Source organism: Thalassospiraceae bacterium LMO-SO8, assembly GCA_031655335.1.
Classification (GTDB): domain Bacteria; phylum Pseudomonadota; class Alphaproteobacteria; order Rhodospirillales; family Casp-alpha2; genus UBA1479.
On sequence record CP134226.1, the window covers coordinates 3,642,206 to 3,658,385 of the forward strand.

Annotated in this window: 16 protein-coding genes; 4 read left to right on the forward strand and 12 right to left on the reverse strand. The window is 65.6% G+C overall.

The window, feature by feature from the left end; genetic code table 11:
- Nucleotides 1-8: 8 nt before the first annotated feature.
- The 5 genes from RJ527_17625 to RJ527_17645 all read right to left on the reverse strand — a co-directional run bounded on the left by RJ527_17625 (nucleotide 9) and on the right by RJ527_17645 (nucleotide 4,237).
- Nucleotides 9-1,247 carry an amino acid ABC transporter substrate-binding protein gene (locus RJ527_17625; protein WND75832.1) on the reverse strand — a complete coding sequence of 413 codons (1,239 nt, stop codon included), beginning with the start codon at nucleotides 1,245-1,247 and terminating at the stop codon, nucleotides 9-11.
- 232 nt (nucleotides 1,248-1,479) lie between these two features.
- Nucleotides 1,480-2,169 carry a hypothetical protein gene (locus RJ527_17630; protein WND75833.1) on the reverse strand — a complete coding sequence of 230 codons (690 nt, stop codon included), beginning with the start codon at nucleotides 2,167-2,169 and terminating at the stop codon, nucleotides 1,480-1,482.
- 110 nt (nucleotides 2,170-2,279) lie between these two features.
- Complete coding sequence (locus RJ527_17635; GenBank protein WND75834.1) at nucleotides 2,280-2,708, reverse strand: hypothetical protein; 429 nt, start codon at nucleotides 2,706-2,708, stop codon at nucleotides 2,280-2,282.
- Between the two features lie 166 nt (nucleotides 2,709-2,874).
- Nucleotides 2,875-3,723, reverse strand: a complete 849-nt coding sequence (locus RJ527_17640; protein ID WND75835.1) for an alpha/beta hydrolase — start codon at nucleotides 3,721-3,723, stop codon at nucleotides 2,875-2,877.
- Nucleotides 3,724-3,772: 49 nt separating this feature from the next.
- Nucleotides 3,773-4,237 (reverse strand): hypothetical protein, encoded by a 465-nt coding sequence (locus RJ527_17645; GenBank protein ID WND75836.1) that lies wholly within the window; start codon nucleotides 4,235-4,237, stop codon nucleotides 3,773-3,775.
- 312 nt (nucleotides 4,238-4,549) lie between these two features.
- Between RJ527_17645 and RJ527_17650 the strand changes: the two genes are divergently transcribed.
- The 3 genes from RJ527_17650 to RJ527_17660 all read left to right on the forward strand — a co-directional run bounded on the left by RJ527_17650 (nucleotide 4,550) and on the right by RJ527_17660 (nucleotide 7,323).
- Nucleotides 4,550-5,287 carry a hypothetical protein gene (locus RJ527_17650; protein ID WND75837.1) on the forward strand — a complete coding sequence of 246 codons (738 nt, stop codon included), beginning with the start codon at nucleotides 4,550-4,552 and terminating at the stop codon, nucleotides 5,285-5,287.
- A gap of 113 nt (nucleotides 5,288-5,400) precedes the next feature.
- The gene (locus RJ527_17655; protein ID WND75838.1) at nucleotides 5,401-6,624 is read left to right on the forward strand and encodes an acyl-CoA dehydrogenase; all 1,224 of its coding nucleotides are present in this window, start codon (nucleotides 5,401-5,403) and stop codon (nucleotides 6,622-6,624) included.
- Between the two features lie 21 nt (nucleotides 6,625-6,645).
- Nucleotides 6,646-7,323 carry an HAD-IIIA family hydrolase gene (locus RJ527_17660; GenBank protein WND75839.1) on the forward strand — a complete coding sequence of 226 codons (678 nt, stop codon included), beginning with the start codon at nucleotides 6,646-6,648 and terminating at the stop codon, nucleotides 7,321-7,323.
- Nucleotides 7,324-7,343: 20 nt separating this feature from the next.
- Here the strand turns inward: RJ527_17660 and RJ527_17665 are convergent, their stop codons facing one another.
- Nucleotides 7,344-7,796: a MarR family transcriptional regulator gene (locus RJ527_17665; protein ID WND75840.1), complete on the reverse strand. Its 453-nt coding sequence runs from the start codon at nucleotides 7,794-7,796 to the stop codon at nucleotides 7,344-7,346.
- Nucleotides 7,797-7,925: 129 nt separating this feature from the next.
- Between RJ527_17665 and RJ527_17670 the strand changes: the two genes are divergently transcribed.
- Nucleotides 7,926-8,753, forward strand: coding sequence for a tetratricopeptide repeat protein (locus RJ527_17670; protein WND75841.1), 828 nt, complete (start codon nucleotides 7,926-7,928; stop codon nucleotides 8,751-8,753).
- 127 nt (nucleotides 8,754-8,880) lie between these two features.
- On the opposite strand, the gene RJ527_17675 is transcribed toward RJ527_17670, so the two are convergent.
- From RJ527_17675 to RJ527_17700, 6 genes are read right to left on the reverse strand one after another with little or no spacing between them, the layout of a single operon-like run.
- Nucleotides 8,881-9,861, reverse strand: coding sequence for a type II secretion system F family protein (locus tag RJ527_17675; GenBank protein ID WND75842.1), 981 nt, complete (start codon nucleotides 9,859-9,861; stop codon nucleotides 8,881-8,883).
- Complete coding sequence (locus tag RJ527_17680) at nucleotides 9,858-10,826, reverse strand: type II secretion system F family protein (GenBank protein ID WND75843.1); 969 nt, start codon at nucleotides 10,824-10,826, stop codon at nucleotides 9,858-9,860. Before RJ527_17680 ends, RJ527_17675 begins: the two co-directional genes overlap by 4 nt.
- Nucleotides 10,827-10,834: 8 nt before the next feature.
- Complete coding sequence (locus RJ527_17685) at nucleotides 10,835-12,544, reverse strand: CpaF family protein (protein ID WND75844.1); 1,710 nt, start codon at nucleotides 12,542-12,544, stop codon at nucleotides 10,835-10,837.
- A 9-nt stretch (nucleotides 12,545-12,553) separates the two neighbouring features.
- On the reverse strand, nucleotides 12,554-13,789 hold the full coding sequence (locus RJ527_17690; GenBank protein ID WND75845.1) for a hypothetical protein: 1,236 nt from the start codon (nucleotides 13,787-13,789) through the stop codon (nucleotides 12,554-12,556).
- Entirely contained in the window at nucleotides 13,786-14,637 is an 852-nt protein-coding gene (locus tag RJ527_17695; protein WND75846.1) for a CpaD family pilus assembly lipoprotein, read from the reverse strand. Before RJ527_17695 ends, RJ527_17690 begins: the two co-directional genes overlap by 4 nt.
- Before the next feature lie 50 nt (nucleotides 14,638-14,687).
- Nucleotides 14,688-16,178, reverse strand: a complete 1,491-nt coding sequence (locus RJ527_17700) for a type II and III secretion system protein family protein (GenBank protein WND75847.1) — start codon at nucleotides 16,176-16,178, stop codon at nucleotides 14,688-14,690.
- Nucleotides 16,179-16,180: the final 2 nt, after the last annotated feature.

The window sequence follows — 16,180 nt, forward strand, 5'->3', positions numbered from 1 at the left end:
AACCCAGATTACTGGGCCTTCCGCGGCCAGTTCACGGGATGCGACGCCCATTTGGACGGCGCCACCACGTTGTACTCGCCGTTCTGGATCTGACGCAGAACCATCGGCTTGGCGATGTTGTTGCCCTCCGGCGCGAACTTGATCCCGCCATAGAAGGTTTCCATATCCGTCGCCGCGATGGCGTCACGCACCTTTTCCGGATCCAGGGAATTGGCCCGTTCGAAGGCGTCCTTCCACACCAGAACCGACGCGGTCGCCTGAGCCGACTGATAAGGCACGTTCTTGTAACCGTCGTAGGTTTTCTTGAACTCCTTGTCGTAGTCGGCAGCCGTGCCGAAGTACTTGTCCTTATAGGTCAAGGTCGGCGCCCACTGGGTCGGGCACAGGAAGTCGTTGGTCGAAGCGCCGAACTTGCTGGTGATCTTGGCCGCCTCGCAATGGGTCAGCGCGATCATCGGCACGTCGATCTTCATTTCCTTGATCTGGCGCGCCCCCGTGGCCGCGCCCTTGGAATGGCCGGACAGCAGCAGCAGGTCCGGCTTCAGGGCCTTGACCTTGGTCAGCGTCGAGGAAATGTCGTTCAGGTCACGCGGCATCTTGTCGTCGATCACGACCTTCATGCCGTATTTCTTGGCGTCTTCCAGCACACCGGCCCGCACGTCGAGGGAGAACGGATCGTTCTCGAACGCCATGGCGATCTTCACGTCGGACGCCTTCTTGCCGTTCTTTTCGGCGATTTCGGCGGCCAGGCCGATCGAACTGGCAAGGTACTGTTCGGACGTCGACAGGACCGCGAACAGGTACTTGTAGCCCTTGTTGAACAGCGAGCGCGACGCGCCTTCCGCCTCGATCATGGGCACCTTGTATTTTTCGATAATCGGCGCGGCGGCCTTGGTGGTGGCCGACGAATACGGCCCCAGGAAGTATTTCACGCCGTCCTGGTTGACCAAGCGCTCAAGCAGCTGCGCGGTACGGAGCGGCGTCGATTCGTCGTCGTAATACTGGATCTTCAGTTTGTAGGATTTACCACCGATCTTGACGCCGCCCATCGCGTTGATCTTCGCGACGCCGATGTCGTAGCCGTTCTTGGCATGGATGCCGTTGGTCGAATACTTGCCGGTGAACGAAATCGCCGAACCGAGGATGATGGTGTCGCCTTCGACCTTGGCTTGCGCCGGGTTGGCGAAGGCCAAACCCGCGACCGCAAGGCTCGCGGCGACGACGGAAATGAGTCGTTTGCTGTTCATGCGTGTCCTCCCAGACATATGTGTAAGGCATTTTATCCGTACGCCATTGCGGCGCTTATCGAAACGTCTGCCTCATTATTGCCGGCCTCCCGGAACGTCTCGGCACCGTCACCGGCACAGAGCAGCCCGGAGGAGCCGTTCGCGCCTGATATTAGCCAAGTCATGGAAAGGCGCAAGCGGAACCCCAGGATCGCCACCGAACACATTGATATGTATGAGAGTTTTTTTGGGACTAGGAGTTTTTCGCGCCCGGGTCCCAGGCCTTGACCTGAACCGGCTTGCCCGTCTGGGTAACAAAAACCTTGGGCTTCACCACCTGCTGAACCCCTGGCGTGTTTTCGGCCCGCACGAACGACAGACGCATGGCATCAAGGGTGATTTCCGTCCGGGCGCCCTTGGCCCGGGCCTGCTTGTAGGCGCTGGTTCCCTTGGTTATTTGGTTCAGCCGCTCCATCGACGCATGGCCGAAGCGGCGCCACAGACTGGTCAGGTAGCCGTCGATTTCATGGGGAATGAAAAGCTCGACATCGATGTTGGGGCGCCCGCGGGAGAATCCGGCGTAGATATTCGGCTCCATGGGGCCGAGTTCGTCGGCGACGAAAACGGCCGGCATCAATTTGCGCCCGTTATGCAGCACGGCGTAATAGCCCTGCGCCAGGAACAGGAGCCGCTGAAGCTTTTGCGGCTGTAGATATTCATTCTGTTCCAACGCCGTGTCCGCGAACCAGAAGGCCACGTCGAAGGCGCTTTTTACATCGGCACGCATGCCTTCACCCTTGTTTCCGGTGTCGTTCCGGTGCGCCGGTCTGTCCGGCTTGATGATCTCCACGCCGCAAGCCTTGAGCGGGCGGCCCGAGTATGGCCCGCCATTGACCAAGGAAAGATTAACATGGGCCCGCCATGGGAGGTCCAGCCCAAACATGCCCCGCACATCGCGGCGGTTGTGCCTGCCTTCCGCGCATGAACCTGCCTTCCGCGCATGAAAAAGCCGGCCATCGGGCCGGCGCGCAGGGCGGTCCGCGGCGGGATCGGCTAAAGACGCATGCTCAGGGTCGTGCCCTTCCTGGGCAGCGTGCCGTGAATGACCTGGGCGTTCAGCTCGTAAGTCGCGATCGCCTTGGAGACAAGGCCGCCGAAATTCCTTGGCCGGCCTTCCTCGCCGTAGACCTTGGGGGCGGTCATCTCACTCTGAATGATCCTGGCGAAGGTGTCGTTGGGTGCCGTGAAACGCCCGCGCCCCAGGTTCGGATTGCGCCGCCGGTCGTCGGACAGGGCCCGGCGGTCATCGTATTTGTCATCCGGCGCGTTCTGGAAGCCGAACTGGGCGGCTTCGAACGACATCGCATTGCTGCCGCTCAGTTCCTCCACGCGCCCATGGCTGGCCACCGCCGCGGCGCCCGTCATGCGGGCGGTCGAGACGCTGGAAATGGCCGGCGCGGCGGTTGGAGAAATCTTCGCCATATTCCCGTTCGTTAACGTGTCGTTTTTGGCTCCCGGCCGCGTGCGGCGCACGCGAACCGGGCACACTGCTCCATTAAGGCGCAGGTACACCACTACACTGTATAAATTATAGGAGTCTTAACGGCAGAACAACCCTAGAAGCCCCAGCCTTTTCAGGATGTTATGATTAACGCGCCGAAGGAACGGCGCCCTTCCCGCCCGTCGGTGCGGCGAGAAAGTTCAAAACGGCCTCCCCGGCGCCGAAGTCATAGACGTCGCCATGCCCCGCCCCCGGCAGCCAGGCCGCCGTCTTGGGTTCCGCCGCAAGGGCGAACAGGCGCATTCCCTGGTCCTGCGGAACGACCCGATCGGCGCTGCCGTGGAGGATCAGGACCGGGCATCGTACGGCGCCGATCTTGGCGCTGGAATCGTAGCGGTCACGGGTCAGCAGGCCGGTCGGAAGCCAGGGATAGTGCACCCCGGCCGCATCGGTCATGGCGGTGAACGGCGCTTCGAGCACCAAAGCCCGCACCGGCGTTCCCGCCAGAGCGAGTTCGAGGGCCGCCTGCACGGCCACACCCGTGCCGAGGGATTCGCCGTAGACGACGATGCTTGCCGGATCATGCCCCTTATCCGCCAGCCAGGCCAGATTGGCCCGAGCATCGGCATACAGCCCCGCTTCCGTCGGGCTGCCCGGATTGCCGCCATACCCCCGGTATTCCGCCAACATCACGCCAATCCCCTGGCGCGCGAAGAGACGCGCCTTGAAAGCACGGTCGGCGATGGTGCCCGCATTGCCATGGAGATAGAGAATGACCGGACGGCCGGGCTGGGGCGCCATATACCAGGATCGAAGTTCGACCCCGTCCGCCGTCGATACGCGAACCTCGCCCGCGTCGGGCAAGCCGGCGTCGGCGGGCGCGCCGGCCACACCGCCCGGATGATACATCAGGCGCCGCTGCCCAAGGTACACCAGACCGACGACAAGAACGTAGGTGCCGACAGCGAGAATCAAAACCTGTAAGGCGACCAGCATCACCGGGCCGTACGGCCGCCGGCCTGGCCCAGGGGCCCGCATCCTGGGGTCACGGCTTCGTTTCAGACTGGCCGGACACAGCCGGCGGCAAGGCGGGAAGCGGCGCCGTCGCCGGGGTGGCCGCCGAGCCCTGCCGGCCGAACAGCACGCCCATGGGACGGGCCCCTTCCGCGAACCCGGACAGGGGCGTGCCCGGCTGTCCGGGCGTTCCGCCGGCGGCGGGCCGCAGATCGGCGCCCCGCCCCGCCACGGTCCGCGTTCCTACCGCGCCGGTGCAGGCAAACTCGGCGCCGACCGGCGTCAGCATGGGGCATTGGGCGTAACCGTTGCCGACAAAGGCAATGCCGGTGCCGTAGGGAGCACAGGTTTCAGCGGCAAGCCGCGCAACCTCTGCCGGCGTGGTCGACCGCTTGGAATAACAGATGGTAACCGAATTTCGTGTTTTTGGGGTTTTGGCAAAATCGGGGTCATCACGGTTGTAGGCGACAGGATCGTAGACATAGGGCCTGACCATTCCACAGCCGCCGAGCAAGGCCGCGGCGAGAACAGCGAAAGTCGCGGTGCGGACCGTTCTCAAACGGGCTTCCCTTGTCCGGTCAATGCGTTGGTGCGGCGTGGCCATGGTCTCGCTATAGCCTCTTTTTCACGCCCCGGCAAACCCCATGCCGACCGGGAATTGCCGACAATTTTATCTAAAAGTGTCGGCAAATAATTCATTCGGGCACATTTTTCGCATCCATTAGACTATATCGAAAGTCATAGATTCGGCCATGCAACGAACCGGCATGCCGACGCTGGATATACATCGAACGCAGGAGCACACGAAATGACACGCGCGGCACAGGCGATGACGGCACCGAAACGAGGCAGGTTCCGCCCGTTCCGGGCGCTTGCCCTGGTCTTCGGCGTGTTGGGGGTGGCCTTCGGTCTGCTCGCTCATTTCGCCTCGCCCGCCCCCCAGGAAACCGACACGACGGATGTCGCCGGCTACCTGCCCGACATGGAAATCAAGAAACGGGAGGTCCAGCACATCGGCGCGGCGGCCCTGCAACTCTACGTGGCCCGCGCGCGCGCGCCCCTGGCGGATCCGAATTTCTTCATCGGCCCCATCGAAATCGGCATGACTTATGAGAATTTCCTCAAGATCATTCCCACGCCCGAATCCCTCAAGGCGGCCCAGGCCGGCGTGATCGGCGTCCTGCGCACGGACAAGGGAGTGTTCACCGCCCACTTCCCGACGGCCGAAAAGGACGCGACCGCCTTTCGCCTGAGCTATACACAGACGTTCCGATTTCATACCGAACGCGAAATCACCGAACATCTGGGCAATTTGTGGGGCAAGCCTTCCACCTCTGAATGCACCCGCCTGTCCTACGGCAACGGCCAGGATTGCCGTTATCAGTGGTGGCCCGTGAACGGCGTGCGCGTCAACGCCCAGCTGCGCGTGACCAACGACCGCCTGCACGGGCGCCCGGAAATCACGCTGCGGGTCGATGCCGCCGACGAACGCACGGAAGGCCGCCGCTGGTCGTCCAACAAGGTCGCCTTCGCCGTCGGCCGTTGACGCCCCTTCAATTTCAACCTGTGAAATGCGCTGAATCTTGCCCGCACCTCTGAACCGTGCGAGTTTGACGCCTCATTTGGCGCCAACGATAAGCAAACAGGAAGGAGCACCCGATGCCGGATGCAACCGACGCCCCCCAACTTGCCCCCAAGTCCCCGCAGGCGAAGCCTGAATTCAACTGGGAAGACCCCTTCGGGCTGGTCGATCAGCTGACCGAGGACGAACGCATGGTCGCCGAAACGGCCCGCGCCTATTCCCAGGACAAATTGATGCCGCGGGTTCTCGAATCCTTCCGCAACGAGACCTTCGACCGCGAAATCTTCAATGAAATGGGCGAATTGGGTTTTCTCGGCCCGACCATCCCCGAACAGTACGGCGGCGCCGGCGTCGGCCATGTGTGCTACGGCCTGATCGCGCGCGAGGTGGAGCGGGTCGATTCCGGCTACCGCTCAAGCTTAAGCGTACAGTCGTCGCTGGTCATGTACCCGATCTATGCCTACGGCACCGAGGAACAGCGCATGAAGTTTCTCCCGCGCCTGGCCAAGGGCGAGATCGTCGGCGCCTTCGGCCTGACCGAGCCGGACCACGGCTCCGACCCGGGCGGCATGAAGACCCGGGCCGAGAAGGTCGATGGGGGCTACGTGCTGACCGGCAACAAGATGTGGATTTCCAACAGCCCGATCGCCGACGTGTTCGTCGTCTGGGGCAAGCTGGACGGCAAGATCCGCGGCTTCCTGCTGGAAAAGGGCATGAAAGGCCTGTCGGCGCCGAAGATCGAGGGTAAGTTCTCCCTGCGCACGTCGCTGACCGGCGAAGTCGTCATGGATAACGTGTTCGTGCCCGAGGAAAACCTGCTGCCCAACGTGTCCGGCCTGGCCGGTCCCTTCGGCTGCCTGAACAAGGCGCGATTCGGCATTTCCTGGGGGGCTCTGGGTGCCGCCGAATTCTGCTGGCACGCCGCCCGCCAATACACCCTCGACCGCAAGCAGTTCGGCCGTCCGCTGGCCGCCAACCAGCTGATCCAGAAAAAGCTGGCCGACATGCTGACCGAGATCACCCTCGGCCTGCAAGCCTGCCTGCGGGTCGGCCGCATGCTCGACGAGGGCACCTGCCCACCGGAAAACATCTCGCTGGTCAAGCGCAACTCGACGGGCAAGGCGCTCGACATCGCGCGCATGGCCCGCGACATGCACGGCGGCAACGGCATCGCGGATGAATTCCATATCATCCGGCACCTTCTTAACCTTGAAACGGTTAATACGTACGAAGGCACCCACGATATCCACGCCCTGATCCTGGGCCGGGCGCAAACGGGCATTCAGGCCTTCACGGCGTAATCCCGGGCCGGAGGCGACCCCATGGCTCCATCCGCCGACGTCCCGGACTTGTTCGCCGGCGACGATGACGTCTGGTGCCAGATCGTCAACCGCACGCCGGGCCCGGTCCGCCGGGGGGCGCTATTCCTCGACCGTGACGGCGTCATGGTCGAGGAACAGCCCTATCTGCACCGCATCGAGGACGCCTGCCTGGTCCCCGGCACCGTGGCCGCCATTCGCGCGGCCAACGCCCGGGCCATGCCCGTCGTCGTGGTGACCAATCAGGGCGGCATCGGGCTCGGAAAGTACGACTGGGCCGATTTCGCCCGCCTACAGGACTGGATGTGGGCGCAGCTGGCCCAGGCCGACGCCTTCGTCAACGCGATCCTCGCCTGCCCGCATCATCCAAAGGGCCGTGGCCTGCTGCGGGTGTCGAACCATCCGGACCGCAAGCCCAACCCCGGCATGCTGTTGCGTGCGTTGGAAATTCTGCCCATCGACGCAGGGGCGTCCTGGATGGTCGGCGACCGCGTGATCGACGTTCAGGCCGCCAAGGCCGCCGGCCTTGCCGGTGCGGTGCATATGCGATCGTCTCATCAGGATTCCGAAGCCGAACGCGGCAAGGCGGCCGCGCTGGCCGACGCCGGGTTCCGGGTCCGCGCCTGTGACGACGCGGATACATTGACGGAGGCCCTGAGCCCCTTGTGGGCGCAGGGCTGAAAACGGCCGGGCCGAGCGCTTTATTCGCCGCCGTAATGGATGTAGTCGGCCCAGGTCCGCTCAAGCCGTTGCAAGGCTTGGCAGACCTCCTCAACCTTCGGCTCGTCGATGTATTCGCTGAAGGCGTTGGCGTTGTGATCCTCAAGCGCCTTGACCTGCTTGACCACGGCCCGCGCCTTGTCCGTCAGCTGCACCGTGATGGACCGCTTGTCGTGCAGGGAGCGTTCCTGGGTCAGATAGCCCATGTCCGTCAGTTTCTTGATGTTGTAGGACACGTTGGAGCCCTGATAATAGCCGCGTTCGACCAGATCGCGGATGGCCATGGCCTCGTCCCCGATATTGGCCAGCAGCAAGGCTTGCACGCCGTTCAGATCGCGCACCCCCAGGCGGTTCAGTTCAGCCCGGATGACGTCGAGAAAGCGCCGATGCAGGCGCTCGATCAGGCGCGTCAATTCGGAATAGGTTCGGCTCACGTGACGTCTCCTCTGTCTCAAGACTGTTATATTTTCTGTCCCATTTCGCAACAACCAAGTCAGACTCCGGTATCAAGCCGTGGTAACGGCCCTATGGCCCACCGTGGCGCGGCGTTGTAGGCTCTGGTCATGACCGCGCCGTCCCGCACATTTCGGCGAATCTTCCTCGCCGCCACCCTGCTGTCCGTCGCCGCCTGCGCCACGGACAAGGTGCCGACGCCGGACGAGATCAAGCAGGACAACGCCGACAGCCGCGCGCGTCAGCTCGTGCGGGTCGGCGACGCATCCCGCGCCGGCGGCGACAGCGCCTCCGCCCTCGCCTTCTACCAGCGCGCCCAGGCCATGCGCCCCGACTGGGACGAACCCTACCGCCGCACGGGCGAGACCGCCCTGGCGCTCGGCATGGCGGAAGAGGCCGCCGCGGCCTATACCCGCCTGACCACCCTGGCGCCGGACGACGCGGCCGCCCTCTTGGGCTTGGGCCAGGCCCTCGTCGCCCTCGACCGCCCGGCGGAAGCCGCCGACGCCTTCACCCGCGCCCAGGCGGCGGCCCCCAAGGACCACCGCCCCCTCAACGGCCTCGGCATCGCGCGCGACCTTGCGGGCGACCATGCCGGGGCGCAGGATTTCTACCGCCGGGGCCTCGCCCTGGCCCCGGACAGCCTGTCCCTGAAGAACAACCTGGGCCTGTCCCTGGCTTTGTCCGGTGCCTACGCGGAAGCGATCCGGGTGCTGGGCGATGCCGCCAAGTCGCCTGGCGCGGGCCCCCGCGGACGCCAGAACCTGGCCCTGGTCTACGGCCTGTCCGGCGACACGGACCGCGCCGCCAAGATCGGCCGCCTGGATTTGACCGAATCTCAGGTGCAGAGCAACCTCAGGCGTTACGAAGCCCTGCGGAAACTATCGGACAAGGCCCGGGCGCGGGCCGTGCACACGGGCCAAGGCCCGGACGGCTAGGTCTCCGCCGCCCCGGCCGCGGGTAAAGCGGCCGGAGGACGGCACCCCTCCGTCCTCCGGCCAGGTGGTCCGCCTGACCCCTAAAGTGAAGGCGGCTCACCCAACTTATCCTCAATCTCTCCGGCACTCATTTCAGACCTCCCAGTCCGTCGATGGCGCTGATCACGGCCGGCCCCAGCAGCACGACGAACAGCGCCGGCAGAATGAACATGATCAGCGGCACGGTCAGCGTCGCCGGCAGACGCGCGGCCTTTTCCTCGGCCCGCATCATGCGGTCGTTGCGGAATTCCGTGGACAGCACGCGCAAGCTGAGCGACAGCGGCGTGCCGTATTTCTCCGTCTGCTGCAGGGAATTGACGACGCCCCGGATCGACGCCAGGGCCGTGCGCGCCGACAGGTTGTCGAGGGCCTGGCGGCGGTCCGGCAGGAAGCCCAACTCGACCGCGCAGATGCTCAATTCCTCCGCCAGTTCCGGACAGGCCGGCCCGGTCTCCCGCGCCACCCGCGTCAGGGCCGCGTCGAGGGCAAGGCCGGCCTCGGTACAGATGACCAACAGGTCGAGGGCGTCCGGCAGGCCCTTCTGCAAGACCTGCTGGCGCTTCTGCCGGATGTTGGCGACGAAGACCTCGGGCGCGTAGGCGCCGGCGACCACCGCGGCGATGGCGACGAACAGCTTCATCATCCCCGACATCGCCCACAGGTTCGCGACATAGACCAAGACCACGGCAACGGCCCCCAACACAAAGGGCAACGCAAGCTTGGCGAACAGATAGATGACCAGCGCGTCCTTGGACCTGAACCCGGCCTGGGCCAGGCGCAAGGTGATGGCGTCGGCCTGCTGCGTCTTCAAAAGCTTCAGGCGCAGGGCCACCCGGCGCATGAAATCGACCGTGGTCTCGCGCCGCCGCGCGCGGTTGCCCTGGGCCGCCAGCATGGCCTGACGCAGTTCGTCCCGGTGCAGGCCGACGTTTTTGATACGCTGCGCCATGGGGTCGCGGACCAACAACGCCGTCCATACCGCATAGACCGCGAAGCCCGCCGCCAGGGCCGCCATCGCGGTGATCAGGTCGGCCACACCCAGGCCGGGAATCAGGTCGAGGGCGCTCATATCTCGAACCTCACCATGCGGCTCATGACGAACACGCCCATGCCCATGGCGACCAGCCCGCCGCCCAGAATGAGACGCCCGCGCGGATCCGTGAACAGCAGGGATTCATAACCCGGGTTCATCATGTAAATGATGCAGAACATGATGAACGGCAGAGACCCCAGGATCATGGCGCTGGCCTTGGCTTCCGACGACATGGCCTTGATCTTCAGCTTCATCTGCCGGCGGCGGCGCAGGATATCCGACAGATTGGCCAGGGTTTCGGCCAGGTTGCCGCCCGTTTCCTGCTGCACGGACAGGCTGACCACGAAGAACTTGAACTCGGGAATGTCCAGGCGATGGGCCGCCGCCCACAGGGCGTCGTTGATCTTGGCCCCGAACTTGACCTCGTCGGTGATGCGGCGGAACTCGACGCCGACCGGCTCGGCCAGTTCGCGGCCCACGGCCTTGATGCATTCCGTGACCGGCAGGCCGGACCTGAGCCCCCGGACCATCAGGTCGATGGCGTCGGGGAACAGGTTGTTGAACCTGTTCTGCCGCCGCGCCGCCATCGTGGACACGGCAAGATGCGGCAACAACAACCCGGCGGCCGACGCCGACAGCGCGGACAGCACGGGATGCAGATGCAGGACCAGGAACAGGGCCACGAACACGACCGCCACCAATCCCGCCGACACGCATAGATAGCCCGTGACCGACATCCGTTTGCCGGTCCGCGCCAGCCGCTTGCGCAGGCTGGCGGTACGCGGCAGCAAGCGGCCCAGTGATTTCTCGACCCCCCTGCCCGCCCCGTCGTCGCGGCGCAAGGTCACGGCGGCCCTGCCGCTGGGCATCGCCTTGGCCGGCCCGACCGCGGCCACGCGGCGGGCCAGGATACGGGCACGATTGGATCGTCCCGCCCCAAGCCCGAACCAGCCGGTCAGAAAGGTGACGAACACGCCGAGCGATATCAGCAGGATTTCCATGGCCGCCGCTACCCCGCCCGCTGCGTCATATGGTCGGGTTGGGACATGGCCTCCAGCAATGCCTTTTCCAGGCCGAAATACTTGGCGTTGGCGGCGAAGGCCGGGCGCAGGCCGGTCGACTTGAAGGCGCCGAAAAGCTTGCCGTCCGCGTCTTCGCCCTCGAACTCGAAGGTGAACAGGTCCTGGGTCGTGACGACCTCGCCCTCCATGCCCACAACCTCGGTGATATGGGTGATGCGGCGCACGCCGTCGCGCATGCGGGCGATCTGCACGATCATGTTGACGGCCCCCGCGATCTGCGCGCGCACGGCCTCGTTGGGCAGCTTGACCCCGGCCATGGCGACCATGTTCTCCAACCGGGTCAGGGCTTCGCGCGGGCGGTTGGCGTGGATGGTGCACAACGAGCCGTCATGGCCCGTGTTCATGGCCTGCAACATGTCGAGCGCCTCGCCGGCGCGGATTTCGCCCAGGATGATGCGGTCCGGGCGCATGCGCAGGCAGTTCTTCACCAGTTCGCGCTGGGTGATCTCGCCCTCGCCCTCCAGGTTGGCGGGCCGGGTTTCCAGGCGCACCACATGGGGCTGCTGCAATTGCAATTCGGCCGCATCCTCGATGGTCACGATGCGCTCGCCGGGGTCGATCATACGCGACAGGGCGTTCAGCAAGGTCGTCTTGCCCGACCCCGTGCCGCCGGAAATGATGATGTTGAGGCGCGACCGCCCGGCGATGCGCAGCACCGTCGCCATGGCCGGCGACAGGTTATTCTGCTGCTCCATCTTTTCCATCGTGATCTTCTGCTTGGCGAACTTGCGGATGGAAATGGACGGCCCGTCGATGGCGAGCGGCGGAATGATGACATTGACCCGCGATCCGTCGGCCAGGCGCGCGTCGCACAGCGGCGAGGTCTCGTCGACCCGCCGCCCGATGGCGGACACGATGCGCTGCGCCACGTTCAGAACATGGGCATTGTCGCGAAACCGAGCGTCGGCCAATTCCAGGCGCCCGCCGCGCTCCACGTAGACCTGGTCCGGGCCGTTGACCATGATGTCGGTGACCTTGTCGTCGGCCAGCAGCGGCTCCAACGGGCCCAGGCCGAGCATGTCGTTGAGCAGCATGGTCACCAGACCACGCTGCTCGATCAGGTTAAGGTGCAGTTTCTCGTCGGCCAGGATTTCGGCGACCAAATCCGTCACCTGGCGAGCCATCTCGGCGCGCGGCAATTCGGCCGCCTTGGACACATCCATGCGCGCCATCAACAGGGGCTGAACCCGTTCCTTGGCGAGCCCCGTAGGGTCGAGCACCGTCGCACGGCCACCCGCCGCGCCGGCGCCCGGCAGGTCCATCAAGCGGTTGAGCAATTCCGTGATGACGTCGCGGCGTTCGGCTTCGAACAGAGGGTCGCCGGACATCCTGCTTTCGGCATCGAGAATGACGCCGATGCAGGCCGCGCGGTCACCCCGGCTGTAATCCGGACTCAACAGATCCTTCGCACCGATCCGAACGCTGGGCCAAATCTTGTCGATCGCGCGGGCAACGGTTTCGGGGCGGTACTCTTCCGCGGCTTCGACGTCGTGCACCGGCGGTTCCGGCACCGGGTCCGCCCCCGCAAGAGTATCACCCTGGCCGGCGACCGGAACCGGATCCGCATCGCCCGGCGCGGGAAGACGATGTGCCGACAGGGCAACGACTTTCGAGGTATCTCTGCGTCCGAAGCTCATGACAGCCTCCTATTTCCGTCCGCCGAGGATCAGGCCGAACAGGGAGCGGACCGGCGTCTCATCGCTGTCGCCGACCGCCAGATCGCGGGCCATGGCGAGGATCACCTTGGATGCCTTGGCCCGGGGCGCTAGATGCACCATGGGCTTGCCCGTGGCCTGCGCCTGCGCCTGAACCTTGATCTCGTCGGGAACCACGTAGGCGGGTTTGGGCAGGCCGCCCTTGACCGCGTCGGCTTCGCTCAGCTCCCCATTCTTCGCCGCCCCGCCCTTGTTGAGGACGATCAGCACCGGCAGGTCGGACCCGGCCAGGGCCTGGGCCGCGTCCTTGAGGCGCAGCGCGTCGCGCAGACCCGCCAGGGTCGGCTCCGTCACCAGAAACAGACGGTCCAGGTGCTTCACATGATCGCCCAGGCGCCAGCGCGGCAAGTCCGCGATCACATGGTCGAAGGCGCCGGTCAGCATGTCGAACAGGACATCGAGCGCTCCCTCGGCGACCGCCGGTTCCGCCGATACGTCCTCTTCCCCCGCCAGCAGGGACAGATTGTCCGTCGCGCGCACCATGGCGCGTTCCATGAACAGGCTGTCGATGCGGCCGGGATTGTCGAGCGCTTCCTTGAAGCCGCGGCCCGGTTCCAGGTCCAGCATCATGGCGGCGGTGCCGAACCGCAGGTCGAGATCGACCAAAGCGCATTTGCCGGGTGCTTCGACCGACAGCGCCCAGGCAAGATTGACGGCGACCGTGCTGGCCCCCGCCCCGCCGCGCGCCGACAGCACGCCCGTGACCGTGCCGCGCCTGACGGCGGTGACCGCCGTGTCACCCTGGTCCGGTTCCGCCGCCGCCCCCAGGCGCGCCAAGGCCGCCGTCAATTGCGGCCCGGCCACCGGCTTGACCAGATAGTCGGACACGCCAAGGTCGATCAGCGTACGATAGACCCCGACGTCGTTGACAGCACCCAGGACCAGGACCCGGGTATCCGGCTGGCAGACCTCGGCAAATTCGTTCACCGCCGCGACCAGATCCGTATGCTCGGCAAGATCGAGAACCAGATGACGGGCGGGCACGACCTCGGCCAGGGTGGCGAGGGCCGCGTTCGTGCCGCCCACGTAAACATCGCCGGAAAAACCCGCATCCTCGGCCGCGCGTTCAAGCTGGCTGCGGGTGACCTCGTCGGTGACGAAGGCCATGAAGGGCTTGGGCTTGCCTGCCGCCGCCGGGGCGGGCTTCTTTTCCGGGGCCGGGGTCATTTGCCGGCTCCCTCGCCGCCGGCGGGCGCACCCGTGCCGGCCGCAGGCGCCTGCGACGTCGCGCCGCCCAGAAGCGGCTTGGTCTCGCCCTTGCGATAGCGCTGGATGCCCAACACCTGGGCCTCGCCGTCGGCAGGCCCGCCGTCGCGCCCCCATATCAGATCGCCCGGGTTGGCGACCATCAGGCCGAGATTGACCGCCGTGGCGCAGCCCCAATTGCCCGTGGGCTGGTTGTCGTGGGTGACGCCGCTGCGATCCGTCCAATCGGGACATGCCGGCAAGGCGACCTGATATCGATGGACAACCAGACGCACCGTGTCGGCCGCCATCTTGGGATCGTCGTCGATGACCAGACCGGCGGCCAGTCGCTTGAGCTTCAGATAGGCCGCAATCCGCTCGGCCCGGCCGCGCGCGATCTCGCCGCCGCCGGCCGGGATGGCGATTTCCAGGGCGTCGGCGCGGTCGACCTTCTGACGCGCCAGAAAGGCGTCGATGTCGCGGCCCGCCGTGGCGTCCAGGGTCACGGCCCCCTGAGGGAAGGCGACCTTGTGGGCGATGGCGACAGGCTGCACGCGGGGCTGTCGCGCGGCGGGCGGATCGTAGGGCGCATAGGCCTTGAAATCGGGGATATGGTCGCAGGCGCCGAGCAGGATCAGGCACAACAGACCGGCCCAGGTGCTGCCCGCATGGGCGCCGGCCCGCCAACCGACGGCCTGCCCCTTGCCGCCGCACCCGCCGCCGACGCCGCGGTCCCAGATGGTGGGCTTGCGCTTCGCGGCGGAAACGAACGCGGCCGGCTTCGTCTTGGCCGTGCGGGGCTTCGTATAAATTCGGTTCGGGGTGTTCATGGCAATGCTCCTGGGGTGTGAAGACATTGGGGGATGCGGGTAGCGGGTTCTCAATCCTCGAAGGTGAAGCCGACGGGGCCGATCAGCGCCCGGCCGTCCTTGGCCACGGTCCGGGGCTTGGCCGGGGTGTCGGCATGGCGGCCCGTCGAGCCGCCGATGATGCGTTCGATGTCGTGGGGCGCCTGATAGCCGTCCGTGGGCGCCGCCAGTTTGCGCGTCGGCGACGGTTTGACGATGTAGGGGGTGACGATGATGACCAGTTCGGATTCCTCGCGCTGGAAGCGGTCGGACTTGAACAGGCTGCCCAGCACCGGCACATCACCGAGCCCGGGAAATTCGGAAATGCTGTGGGTCACGTTGTTCTGCAGCAGGCCGGCGATGGCGAAGCTCTGGCCGCTGCCCAGTTCCACCGTGGTTTCCGCCCGCCGCGTGGTCAGCGACGGGATCTGGAAGTTGTTCAGGGTCACCGCGTTGGCGTTGGACAACTGGCTGACCTCGGGGCGGACGTGCAGGTTGATGCGGCTGTCGCCGGAAATCGTCGGCGTGAAGGCCAACGACACGCCGAACTCCTTGAACTCGATGACCACCCGGTCGTTGCCCTCCGGCACCAGGATCGGGAACTCGCCGCCCGCGAGGAAGCTCGCCGTCTCGCCCGACATGGCGGTCAGGTTGGGTTCGGCCAGCACGGTGACCAGGCCTTCTTCCTCCAGCGCGTCGATGACGCCGTTGACGTCGAAGGTGAACTTGCCGTTGCCGGCGGAAAACTGGCCCGGATTGACGGTCAGGGTCTGGCTGATGACGTTGGCCGCGAAGGGGTTGGCCGTGGCGACACCGAAGGCGAAGGCGCCGATGGAGCCGACGGCGCTCCAGTTGAATCCCAACTGCTTGTCCACGTCACGCGACACCTCGGCGACACGGACCCGCAGGTTGACCTGGTTGGGGGCATCGACGCCCAGGCGGTTGATGACGTTTTCCGGCGCCCCCGCGAAGGACACGGCGAGGCGGCGAATGTCCTCGGCCTTCGACGCGGAAGGCACGATGCCGTCGACGATCAGCGCGCCGTCGATACTGTCGACCGTGACGTCATGGTCCGGCGCCAGCTTGGCCAAGGCATCGCGCAGACGCGACAGGTTGTGGCCGACGGTGATATCCACGTTGGCCAGCACCCGTTCGGCCTGATCGACGGCGTACAGGGTCGTCTCGCCCGGCGCCTTGGCGAACAGGTAGACCAGGGACGGCGACTTGACCTGCACGTCGGCGATGCGCGGATCGGCGATGAACACGGTGGAGGCCGGACGCAGCAGGCGCACCAGACGGCCCTTGTTGACCTCCATCTTGATGTTGGCACCGGCGGGGCTGATGACCTCGACCCGGCCCGCGTCCAGGCCCTGGGCCTCGGCGAAGGCGGCCAGCGGCGGCGCGAACAGCATCGCCAGTAGCAGGGCCAGCATCACGCCGCCGACGAGGATCAGACGGTTCCAGCGCTTGATGTCGCGGGGCCGGGGCTTGTCGTCGAAGATGTCCATCGTTTGGGGTCGCATGG